The organism is Microbacterium sp. (genome assembly GCF_052102115.1).
Classification (GTDB): Bacteria; Actinomycetota; Actinomycetes; order Actinomycetales; family Microbacteriaceae; genus Microbacterium.
On record NZ_JBQDVP010000064.1, the window covers coordinates 1 to 11,530 of the forward strand.

At 65.7% G+C, this 11,530-nt stretch carries 9 protein-coding genes; 4 read left to right on the top strand and 5 right to left on the bottom strand.

The features are described from left to right. The 3 genes from ACTICP_RS14325 to ACTICP_RS14335 all read left to right on the top strand — a co-directional run. Positions 1-756 (top strand): aminotransferase class I/II-fold pyridoxal phosphate-dependent enzyme (locus ACTICP_RS14325; protein ID WP_441893508.1); only part of this gene is annotated, 756 nt, incomplete at its 5' end. A gap of 49 nt (positions 757-805) precedes the next feature. Next, positions 806-3,682 (top strand): FAD-binding and (Fe-S)-binding domain-containing protein, encoded by a 2,877-nt coding sequence (locus ACTICP_RS14330; protein WP_441893510.1) that lies wholly within the window; start codon positions 806-808, stop codon positions 3,680-3,682. Further along, entirely contained in the window at positions 3,679-5,118 is a 1,440-nt protein-coding gene (locus ACTICP_RS14335) for an aldehyde dehydrogenase family protein (RefSeq protein ID WP_441893512.1), read from the top strand. Before ACTICP_RS14330 ends, ACTICP_RS14335 begins: the two co-directional genes overlap by 4 nt. Before the next feature lie 26 nt (positions 5,119-5,144). Here ACTICP_RS14335 and ACTICP_RS14340 read toward each other — a convergent pair whose 3' ends face one another. The 4 genes from ACTICP_RS14340 to ACTICP_RS14355 are packed head-to-tail and all read right to left on the bottom strand — an operon-like array spanning position 5,145 to position 10,492. Then, the gene (locus tag ACTICP_RS14340; RefSeq protein WP_441893514.1) at positions 5,145-7,046 is read right to left on the bottom strand and encodes a helix-turn-helix domain-containing protein; all 1,902 of its coding nucleotides are present in this window, start codon (positions 7,044-7,046) and stop codon (positions 5,145-5,147) included. A gap of 46 nt (positions 7,047-7,092) precedes the next feature. Further along, entirely contained in the window at positions 7,093-7,872 is a 780-nt protein-coding gene (locus ACTICP_RS14345) for an enoyl-CoA hydratase/isomerase family protein (protein ID WP_441893516.1), read from the bottom strand. 8 nt (positions 7,873-7,880) lie between these two features. Further along, on the bottom strand, positions 7,881-9,143 hold the full coding sequence (locus tag ACTICP_RS14350; protein ID WP_441893518.1) for a CaiB/BaiF CoA transferase family protein: 1,263 nt from the start codon (positions 9,141-9,143) through the stop codon (positions 7,881-7,883). Next, a complete protein-coding gene (locus ACTICP_RS14355; RefSeq protein WP_441893520.1) occupies positions 9,140-10,492 on the bottom strand; it encodes an MFS transporter in 1,353 nt (450 codons plus the stop codon). Before ACTICP_RS14355 ends, ACTICP_RS14350 begins: the two co-directional genes overlap by 4 nt. A gap of 221 nt (positions 10,493-10,713) precedes the next feature. Between ACTICP_RS14355 and ACTICP_RS14360 the strand changes: the two genes are divergently transcribed. Then, positions 10,714-11,073 (top strand): hypothetical protein, encoded by a 360-nt coding sequence (locus ACTICP_RS14360; RefSeq protein ID WP_441893522.1) that lies wholly within the window; start codon positions 10,714-10,716, stop codon positions 11,071-11,073. Between the two features lie 29 nt (positions 11,074-11,102). Here ACTICP_RS14360 and ACTICP_RS14365 read toward each other — a convergent pair. After that, a partial coding sequence (locus tag ACTICP_RS14365; protein WP_441893524.1) for a hypothetical protein occupies positions 11,103-11,530 on the bottom strand: 428 nt, incomplete at its 5' end.

Sequence of the window (11,530 nt, forward strand, 5' to 3'; positions counted from 1 at the left end):
GTACTCGGGCTCGAGATCGTCCCGGTGGCGATCGACGATGAGGGGATGCGCCCTGCCGCACTCGCCGAAGCTCTCGAATCACGGCGCATCTCGGCGCTCATCCTGACCCCCCGCGCGCAGAATCCGTTCGGTTCAGCACTCAGTGCCGAGCGCGCAGAACAGCTGCGCGCGATCATCGCCGACTATCCGAAGGTGATCGTCGTCGAAGACGACCATGCCAGCCTCATCGCGGGCGCCCCCGCGATGACACTGACGACCGATCGCATCAAGTGGGCGGTCATCCGCTCGATGAGCAAGGCTCTCGGGCCCGATCTCCGCGTCGCCGCCATCATCAGCGACGCCGACACCGCAGATCGCGTCGAGGGCAGACTGCAGCTAGGTCCGGGCTGGGTCAGCCACCTGACTCAGCGGCTCGTCACAGCAGTTCTGTCCGACGATGCCGCCCTGAGACAAATTGCTGTCGCAGAGCGAACATATGCCGAGAGGCGGGTCGCTTTCGCATCGGCACTTGAGGATCGCGGCATTCCGAGTTTCGCGCGCTCGGGGATGAATGTGCTGATCCCCGTACCGGAGGAGAGCACGCTGGCCGCGTTCTTGCTCACTCGCGGGTGGGCTGTGCGCACAGGCGAGGCCTTCCGCTTGCGCACCCGCCCGTTCATCCGTGTGACGACGGCAGCACTGACAACTGAAGACGGCACCGCGCTCGCCGATGACCTCGCACTCACCCTCAGCGGGGAAAGATATCGGCCGATCTGATCACACGCGGCTTGACATGTGACGCTTCAAGCCGAGTAGCATGCTACTCATGTCACTCCTTGAGCGGAGCTCATCATCCTCAGCAGACACCGCCGATGTCGTCACAGCTCTGCGCAGCGCCATCGGCGGCGAGGTCGATGACGGCACACGCCGCCGCGCCGAGTACTCCAGCGACGCATCGAACTACCGTGTGCCGCCTAAGGTCGTCGTTTTCCCGCGCGACATCGACGACGTGCTCGCCGTCGTCGATACCGCGCGGTCGACGCGCACACCGCTCACCTCCCGTGGGGCTGGCACCTCGGTCGCCGGTAACGCCATCGGCTCGGGCATCGTCATGGACTTCTCGCGGCACCTTTCGGCCATCGAAGACATCGACCCTGTCGCGCGGACGGCACGTGTGCAGTCGGGCGTCGTGATGGCACGCCTTCAGGATGCCGCGGCTCCCCACGGCCTTCGATTCGGCCCCGATCCGTCTACCTGGACGCGCTGCACGATCGGCGGAATGATTGGCAATAACGCCTGCGGTTCACACTCGCTCGCATATGGGCGCACGGTCGACAACGTCATCGACCTTGACGTCATCGATGCGCGAGGACGGCGTTTTGACGGCGAATCCGGCTTTCATGTCGTTTCTGGCATGGACGCATTCGTCTCATCTCATATGGCAACCATTCGCACCGAGCTTGGCCGCTTCGGTCGCCAGGTCTCGGGCTATTCGCTCGAGCACCTCCTGCCGGAGAATGGCCGCTCGCTGACCAAGGCGCTCGTGGGCACAGAAGGCACCTGCGCCATCGTCCTCGGCGCCACCGTACGGCTCGTCGAGAAGGCGACCGCTCCGGTGCTCGCCGTGCTCGGCTACCCGAGCATGGTCGCCGCCGCCGACGATGTGCCGAATCTGCTCGAGCACCGTCCCGGATCCATCGAGGGTCTGGACGCTCGCCTCGTCGACGCCGTACGCGACGCGAAGGGTGCCGGCGCCGTCTCATCGCTGCCGGAGGGCGGCGGTTGGCTGCTCGTAGAAGTTTCAGGTGAGGATGCACGCGATGCGGCGTCGAGAGCCGCGCGTCTCATCGCCGATTCCGCTGCCGTCAGCCACCGCACCATCGCCGATCCGCTCGAAGCCCGCCCGATCTGGCGCATCCGAGAGGACGGTGTCGGACTCGCGGGGCGCACCGCTGCGGGTGCTCAGGCGTGGCCGGGGTTCGAAGATGCCGCCGTCCCTCCCGAGCGTCTCGGCCAGTATCTGCGCGAAATGGAAGAGCTCTTCGATCAGCACGGACTGTCGGGCATGCCGTACGGGCACTTCGGCGATGGTTGCATACATGTGCGTCTGGATATTCCTCTCGAGAAGGACGGATCGGCGCTGCGCGCATTCATGACGGATGCTGCGCGTCTCGTCGCCGGTCACGGCGGGTCACTCTCCGGCGAGCACGGCGACGGCCGGGCGCGCAGTGAACTGCTGCCGTTGATGTACTCGACTGCCGCGATCGAAGCGTTCGAGGGGTTCAAGCGTCTTTTCGACCCCGACGACCTCTTCAACCCCGGGGTGATCGTGCGCCCCGCCGCCGTCGACGCTGATCTCCGACGTCCGCAGGCTCTTCCGCTGCTGAGGGCCGACGGCATGGCACTCGCGCACGATGGGGGTGACTTCACGAAGGCCGTGCACCGCTGCGTAGGCATCGGCAAGTGCTTGGCCGATAACAGCGGCGCGGGTGAGTTCATGTGCCCGTCGTATCAGGCGACCACCGACGAGAAGGACTCCACACGCGGCCGCGCGCGTGTGCTGCAGGAGATGCTCAACGGCGGCATCGTCGATGACGGCTGGGCGTCCGAAGAGGTGCACGACGCCCTGGATCTCTGCCTGTCATGCAAGGCGTGCGCGAGCGATTGCCCGGCCGGCGTCGACATGGCCGCATACAAATCCGAGGCGCTGCACCGCCGCTATCGGCGCCGGCTCCGTCCGATCACCCATTACGTGCTGGGTTGGTTGCCGCGGTGGGCGCGGCTCGCTTCACCTTTCGCTCCGGTCGTGAACGCTGTGATGAAAGTCCCCGGTATCAGCCGGGTCGCCCTCTTCCTCGGCGGAATGGACACACGCCGATCGGTCCCCGCTTTCGCCCGCCGCAGCTTCCGCGCCGCGCAGCGCCGTCGTCCGCGCACCAGGCCTTCGACCGAGAAGCGGGTACTGCTGTGGACGGATTCATTCTCCGACAGCTTCAGTCCTGAGATTCCGTTCGCCACCATCGAGGTGCTGCGCGACGCCGGGATCACCGCCGTGCTGCCAGATGATCCACAGTGCTGCGGCCTGACCTGGATCTCGACGGGACAGCTGGACGGAGCACGGCGGCGACTGTCTGCACTCGTCGACGCGTTTCATCCATACGTGGCCGCCGGTGTGCCGATCGTCGGGCTCGAGCCCTCCTGCACCGCGGTGCTGCGCTCGGATCTGCTCGAGATCCTGCCCGATGATCCGCGGGCGCGCGACATCGCGCGCAACACATGCACACTCGCTGAAGTGCTCACCGGACGCACGCCGGTGCGCCCAGACCACGACTGGCAACCGCCTCATTTGAAAGGCACCGAGGTCGTCGTGCAGCCGCACTGTCACCAGCACGCTGTGATGGGCTTCACCGCCGACTCCGAACTGTTGTCCCGCATGGGAGTGACCGTCACCGAGCTCGCCGGATGCTGCGGTCTGGCCGGAAACTTCGGCATGGAGCGCGGGCACTACGAGGTGTCGGTCGCCGTGGCCGAGAACGCCCTGCTGCCGGCGCTGCGAGATAAAACCGCGAACACCGTCTTCCTCGCCGATGGCTTCTCGTGCCGCACACAGGCCGACCAGCTCGCCGGAACCCCCGGCATCCATCTCGCCCAGCTCATCTCCGACTCCACCCGCCGCACGCCCCGAACGAAGGACCGACCATGACCTCTGCGACCGGCATCTACATTGACGGCACGTGGCACGACGTCGCCGAGCACCGTGAGAACATCAACCCCTCCGATCACAGTGATGTCATCGGGCTCTTCGGCCGAGCGGAGCGCTCGGCCGTCGACGACGCAGTGGATGCGGCATCGCGTGCCTTTCCGTCCTGGTGGCGCACCTCACCGCAGCGGCGAGCAGATCTGCTTGAAGCTGTGGCCGCGGGCATCACCACACAGGCCGATGACCTCGCCCACCTGCTCGCGCGAGAAGAGGGAAAGACTCTTCCGGAGGCGAAGGGCGAGGTGATGCGGGCGGCCCACATCTTCCGGTTCTTCAGTGGGGAGGCTCTGCGCGTCGTCGGCGAGCGCCAGGCGTCCACACGCGACGGTGTCACGGTGAACCTGGTACGCGAACCCCTGGGAGTCGTGGGCGTCATCGCTCCGTGGAACTTCCCGATCGCGATTCCGGCGTGGAAGACCGCTCCGGCCCTGGCCTACGGCAATACCGTCGTACTCAAACCCGCCGAACTCGTGCCGGCAAGCGCTGTCGCCCTGGCCCGCATCATTCATGAAGCAGGATTCCCTCCTGGGGTCTTCAACCTCGTCACCGGATCAGGCTCCGTCATCGGCGACGCGATTTCGTCGCACCCCGGAATCGCTGCGGTGACCTTCACTGGCTCAGAGCCCGTCGGTCGGCGCGTGGCCGCGACCGCTGTCGCACGCCTCGCCGAGGTGCAGTTGGAGATGGGTGGCAAGAACCCGCTCATCGTGCTCGCCGACGCCGACATCGACATCGCGGTGGAGTGCGCGGTGAACGGGGCTTTCTTCTCCACCGGGCAGCGGTGCACGGCATCCAGCCGGCTCATCATCGAGGACTCGATACACGATCGCTTCGTAGACGCGACGCTCGCGCGGCTCGCGCAGCTGCACGTCGGCAATGCCCTCGAGGATGCGACAGACATCGGGCCGGTCGTCGACGAGCGTCAGCTCGAAACTGATCTGCGCTACCTCGGCATCGCACGCGAGACGGCGGGATCAGAGGTCCACGGCGGTGAGGTCGTCGAGCGGGCGACCCGCGGGAACTTCCTTACCCCGGCGCTGATCACCGGAGCTCGCAACGACGACATCGTCAGCCGCGAGGAGGTCTTCGGACCCGTGGCATCCGTCATCCGCGTCGCCGACTACGACGAAGCAGTCACCTTCGCGAATGACACTGAGTTCGGGCTCGTCGCCGGCATCTGCACGACGTCGCTGCGAGCCTCCGAAGATTTCCAGTCACGGTCAGACACCGGCATGGTCATGGTCAATCTGCCCACCGCCGGCGTCGATCCGCACGTCGCCTTCGGCGGACGGAAGGGTTCGAGCTTCGGCCCGCGCGAACAGGGCGCCCATGCCCGCGACTTCTTCACTCAGACGAAAACGGCGTACGTGCGCCCCTGACTGCGCCCCTTGGCTGTCGAAATAGGTCACATGGGGCGTTCGCGGGCGGCGCGGCGCAGGCGCTCCAGGCGCACGGCGGCTTCCAACCGGAACCGATACTCGGGGTCCTGCCAGTCGCCGGTGACCAGTTCCTGGATTCTCAGCAGTCGCTGCTGCACCGTGTTCTTGTGCACGCGCATGCGCGTGGCGACCCGCTGGCGGCTCTGACCCGATTCGAAGTAGTCGGCGAGAGTGTCAAAAAGCGCTGTGCCGCGTCGTTCATCCCACTCCAGCACCGGCCCGAGGATCTCGGAGACAAACCGCACGGCGGCGCCAGGATCAGCCGAAGCGAGCGCGTGATAGGGCACGAGTGCGTCCGATGACACCGTGACGCCGTCGATTCCGAGCGGGCTCAGCAGGCTGAGGTCGGAGATCGCTCGGTGAACGGCGGCGCTCACGCCCGAAAGGTCTGTCACGCCCGTGCGCACCACAGCAGGCAGGCGTGGGGCATCCAGACGCTGCGCCATCGCAGCGCGCACCTGCTCCGTCTCGGCAAACGCCTCCGCTGTCGTCCACACGATGATCAGGTAATGATCCTGCATGGCGACAACCCCACGCTCAGCGACCACCTGCGACGCCGCGGCAACGGCCGCAGCAGACTCGCCGCCGCGAATGTCCAGCACCGCGCACGCGGTCAGCGCACTGTCGCGCGTGGCAAGAGGCAGCTCTGCGTCTGATGCGCCGCGATCGATCACATCCAGCAGCCACCGTGCATCCCGCTCGGCGCGGATCGCCTCAACGGCGTCGCGTTTGAACGACACGAGAGCGGCGACGTGCGCAGCCCGCTCCAGCGTGCGCCGGGCGACGTCATCGGCTTCGTGATCGGCCTCCGCGACGATGGCACCGCTGGCCCTGTCCGCTCCCGGTATGGCGATGACCAGCCAGCTGTGTCCGTCTTGCTCGACCGTCTCGGCATAACCGGTCGCACGACTTCGCGCCGTCGCATCCAGAAGTGTGCGTCTGCGCGGCAGCCCCTCCTCGGGCTCAAGCGGACGACCGGTGCCATCGAGCGCCCACACTCGACGGTGCAGATGATTCGCGACGGTGCCGATGAGGTCGACGACCGTCGCCCCCGACATGACAGCCGTGGTCAGTTCCTCGTGCACGCCGCTGGCCATCTCGGTCGCCGCCAGGTGCTCATGCAGCTCTCGATACGCGTGCTCTGCGCGCTCGACGGCTGCGGCTCGCTCGGCAAGGACATGCGCGGTGTGCAGCACTGCAGCGGCATGATCGGCGAAGGCCGACAGCAGCAGTACCTCATCGGGGGTGTAGTCATAGCGGAATCTGTTGCAGGCGAACAGGGCACCCAGCACCTGATCGCCGACCGCGAGGGGAACGCCCAGGAATGAGACGAGTCCTTCCGCTTCGACGGCATCATCGATGCGCTTGTCGTGCGGCGCCTCACGCATTGACTGGTAACTCGGCACCCACGACGCCTCGCGACTGTCTGCCACCTTGCTCGCCAGACCGAATCCGGCCGGAACCACGAGGTCGCGGAACTCATGCGTCACTGTGCCCGCGGAGTGCCTCACCCGCAGGTCACCGGCATCGTTGTCGACTTCTGAGAGATAGGTGACGTCGGTTCCCATCAGTTGGTGGGCGCGTTCGACGAGCCGGTCGAGCACCTCGTCCACATCCTGCAGACGCACGAGTTCTCGTGCCGTGGAGAACAGTGCCTCGAGCTCTGCGGTGCGCCGTCGCAGCCGGGCGTTGGAGAGTTGGGATTCACGTGCGGAGGCGACGACCTCGCGTGCCTGGTCACCCGCGATGCCGGAGTCGGCGAGAAGCTCGCTGAGTCCGGCATCCGGCTCTCCTGGTTCGGCGCGAGCGGCTGCAAGCAACTCGCGCGCGAATTCTGCGGGACCGTTTGTCCACTCAGGCTCTGCCACGCTCACGCCCTCTCCGTTCTCCGTCCGACAGGAGCCGGCGGCGACATCAGTCTAGGAGGGCACCACTCGACGGAAACGAGGGGGTCCGCCGCTGCGCGAACGCGGCGAGCCCTTCCCGCGCATCGTCACTGTCGAAGGCCCGTTGACCGAGCTGGGCCTCCCGACGAAAAGCCTCTCCCTCAGGGAGATCGGCGAGTTCGCGGACGGCGCGCTTCACCGTCGCCATGGCGGTGCGGCTCTTACCGAGCAGCTCTTCGGCAACCGTTCGTGCGGTGTCGACGAGCTCCGCAGGATCGACGACCCTGTTGATCAGGCCGTAGCGCGCGGCGGTGGCCGCGTCGATCCGGTCTCCGCGCAGCATCAGATCCATCGCGAAGGCGTAAGGAATCTGTCGGATGAGTCGCACAAGAGTGCCACCAGCAGGGACGACGCCGACCCCGGTCTCAGGGAGAGCGAAGGATGCTGTCGTAGACGCGATCCGAATATCCGTGGAGAGCATGATCTCGAAGCCGCCCCCCAGACACAGCCCGTTGATCGCCGCGATCACCGGTTTCTCCAGTCGCGAGTGCTTCTGATGAGCACCGTCCCATTCGCTGATGTCGAATCGACCCTCAGTGAGTGCCGGAATGGATTCCTCAAGATCCGCACCCACGCAGAACGACCGCTCACCGGCTCCGGTGAGGATCGCGACGCCGATGCTCGCATCGTCACGCACCTCGTCAAAGGCTTCACCGAGCTGGTCGTACATCGCCAGAGTCAGCGCGTTGAGCTTGTCGGGCCGATCGATCGTGATCACGGCTACCGCGCCGTCACGCTCCAGCGTCACCACACCCATCAGATCGTCCCTGCTGCGCGCAGCTCGTCGATCTCGCGCTGCGCGAGTCCGACGAAATCACGCAGGACCTCGTCCGTGTGCTCGCCCTTCTCCGGTGCGAGACCACGAGAGCGCGGCGGCGTGCGATCGAGCTTGACCGGCGAGCCGAAGGTGCGCAGTGCGCCGTAACCGTCGTATTCGACATCGACGACCATGTCGCGAACGGCGATCTGCGGGTCGCTCACGACCTCGCCGATGTCCTTGACCGCGCTCAACGGCACGAGATCACCGGCGAGCTCTTCCAACTCTGCCTTGGTGCGGTGTGCGAACCAGCGCTCGACCATGGGCTTGACCTGGCTCTGATAAACGTCCTCCGTGAAGCGCTGTCCCATGCTCTGCAGCTCGGGATGATCGGCATCGCCGGGCTCGCCGAAGATCTCGCAGGAGATCTTCCAGAACTTATCGGTGTAACCGCCGAAGAAGACGAACCCGTCCTTGCAGGCGAACAGTTCATAGGGCCGGACGAATGGATGCTGGTTCCCCAGAGGTTCTGGAACGACATTCTGCGTCGTGTACGAGACGACCGCGTTCTCAGTGAGGGTGAGGACCGAATCCTGCTGCGAGATATCGACGAGCTGCCCCTCGCCGCTCTGCTCGGCGTGCCGGAGCGCCGCGAGCACTCCGATCACGCCGTAGAGGCTCGCGCCGAGATCACCGATGATCGTACCGACGCGGGTCGGCGGGCCACCGGCGGGGCCGTTCATAGACCACAGCCCGCCCGTCGCCTGGGCGCTGTTGTCATACGCGGGCTTGGTCCGGTACGGACCGGTCTGCCCATAGCCGCTGAGTGCCGCGTAGACGAGGCGAGGATTGACCTCGCGCAGCCGCTCGGGTCCGAGCCCCAAACGGTCCATCGTGCCGGGGCGAAAGTTCTCGACCAGCACATCAGCCTTTTCGACCAAACGCTCGAGCGCACGTTTGCCCTCGGGATGACGCATGTTGAGCGTCAGCCCCAGTTTGTTGCGGTTGTACTGGGCGAAGAAACCGCTGAACGGGTCGGCATCGTCACGCTCGAGCATCGGCGGGAAGGTGCGCGTGTAGTCAGGGTCATCGGGATGCTCAACCTTGATCACGGTCGCGCCGAGATCAGCGAGGATCATCGAACAGTACGGACCCGCCACTACCCGGGTCACATCGAGCACGACGACACCGGCCAGGGACCCCGGCGCCGCGTCGAAATGGCCGAGATCGTTCAATCTGGCGCGTGTCTCGTCGTCGATCATCGTGCGGTTCCTTCCGAGACGGTCTGTGCGTCAGTCGGTGCCGTGGTGCGCTCTGCGCGGCGGGTGAGAGCCTGGAGAAGACTCGATGCGATCAGCGTCACCACACCGGCGACAACCATGTAAAGAGCGATCGCCCAGGACGACTGGAACACGTTCAGCAGCTCGAGGTAGATGACGGGTACGAAAGCGCTGCCGATGATCGTTCCGATCCCGAGCGCGAGTGACATACCGGTGTATCGGATGCGCACCTCGAATGCCTGTGCGTAGAGCACACCGAGGATGCCGTAGGTGGCGCAGAAGCCGACGGTGGTGGCTATGTAGGCGACGTAGGCGGCGACAATGCTGCCGGTATCGATGAGCCAGAATGCGGGGAACGCGAGGACGATCGAGATCACTGTGCCGATCGCGAAGACGCGCCACACCCCGTAACGATCCGCGAGCCATCCTGCGAGCGGGAGTCCGACGAGCGCCAGCAGCGAGCACACTGTCGCGATGGTGAGCATCTCGGACTGTCCGTGCCCGATGAACTCGGTGCCGTAGGTGAGGCTGAAGGTGAAGAGCATGTAGAACACGGCACCGATCACCGCGAAGCTGAGGGCTGCAAGGATCACCTGAGCCGTATGCGTCTTGAGCGTCTCCCACAGGGGAACGCGCGCCTGATCGCCTGCGCTGCGCATGGCCTCGAACTCGGGTGTTTCGCTGATGCGCAGTCTGATGAATAGGCCGACCAGCACGAGCACGGCGCTGATGAGGAACGGGATCCGCCACCCCCAGCTCTCGAATGCATCACCCGGAAGCGCGACGAGCGGGATGAAGATCAGCGTCGACAGTGTCAGACCGAGCGCGAGTCCGACCTGGGGGAAGCTGCCGAGGAATGCCCGACGGCGGGGTTCGGCGTGCTCGACGACGAGCAGAACCGCACCTCCCCATTCCCCGCCGAGAGCGAAGCCCTGCACGAATCGCAGCGCCATCAGCAGCAGCGGAGCGGCGATGCCGAGCACCTCGTAGGTCGGCAGAAGGCCGATCGCGAACGTGGCGGCCCCCATCGTGACCAGCGAGATGACCAGCATCCGCTTGCGACCGATGCGATCGCCGAAGTGTCCGAACACGATGGAGCCGAGCGGCCGGCCGAAGTACCCCACCGCGATGCCGCCGAACGCGAGGATCGTACCGACCAGAGGATCGAAGTCGGGGAAGAACAGCGCGTTGAGGACGAGTGCAGCGGCTGTCGAGTACGCGAAGAAGTCGAACCACTCCACGGTCGTGCCGATCACACTCGATGCGACGATCGTGCGGATACCCGGCGCCGGACGTTCTGCCGCCCCGGCGCGTCGTGATGAGGTACTCATGTCATTCCGTTCTGCGGCGTCGTCGATGACCGCCGCATGATCGATGCTGGCATCGGAGCACGGGGTCCGACATGTATCTCAGGCCATAAATCAGGCCGATAGCCGGTAGCCCTGGACTACTCTCACTCCGCCGTGTTGCACTCTGTGACGGTGGATACGCGACATCTCGCTGCGGCGATCTACCGTATGGGAACAGCATCCGACAACGTCAGGAGATCACCGTGTCCACCGCGCACCGCACGTCACCACTCACCGGGGTATCGCCCCTCGAGGTGAGCGAGCGCGCGGCGTGCATGTGCGATCACGGCGACGTGTGCTCGTCATTCGCCCCCGGGCACGCCCTGCACCTGATTCAGGCGCGACTCGCGTCGGCGACGCCGAGCGATTGGGCGGACGGGATCGTCGAACGAGCGGATGCCGTCACCGGCGAACTGCGCGTGCACACGCTGGACGGCGAGGAGTGGGCGCTGTGGAGCGCTCAGGGCGCCGCACTGGAGGCGGAGCCGGGAACCCCGGTCGCGCTGCACCGCACGTATCACGTGCTCGCCGTCGGGCGGGTGCGGTTCAACGTCGCCGTCTGAGACGGCTGCTCAGGCGGCGAGATGGCTGCTCACGCGGCAGCCATCATCATGTTCTTCATGTCCATGCAGGCGTCCATGCACGCCTTGCACGACTGAGCGCACATCTTGCAGACCTCGCTGTGGTCGGCATGCTCCATGCAGGCGTCCATGCACAGCTGGCACATGGCGATGCACGCGTCGAGCATCGCCATCATCGCGGCCGGCGTCACCCCCTGCATCCGCATCATCGAACGCATCATGGTGCCTGCCATATCTGCACAGTTCATGCACTCCGGCGCGCAGTCCATCAACTGCATCGAGCACACCGTACAGGCCTGCTCGCAGGCGGCACACGCATCCATGCACGCCTGCATGACAGTCATGTCCATCGCGGGCATGCCGTCCATGCTCTTCATGTCCTCAGACATGGCGCCCATCATCATCGAATCCATCTCACACCGCTTCCGCCAGGGCTTTC

Coding starts and splice junctions, on each gene's coding strand:
- ACTICP_RS14330 (WP_441893510.1), top strand. CDS start 806: ATGTCACTCCTTGAGCGGAGCTCATCATCCTCAGCAGACACCGCCGAT.
- ACTICP_RS14335 (WP_441893512.1), top strand. CDS start 3,679: ATGACCTCTGCGACCGGCATCTACATTGACGGCACGTGGCACGACGTC.
- ACTICP_RS14350 (WP_441893518.1), bottom strand. CDS start 9,143: ATGATCGACGACGAGACACGCGCCAGATTGAACGATCTCGGCCATTTC.
- ACTICP_RS14355 (WP_441893520.1), bottom strand. CDS start 10,492: ATGAGTACCTCATCACGACGCGCCGGGGCGGCAGAACGTCCGGCGCCG.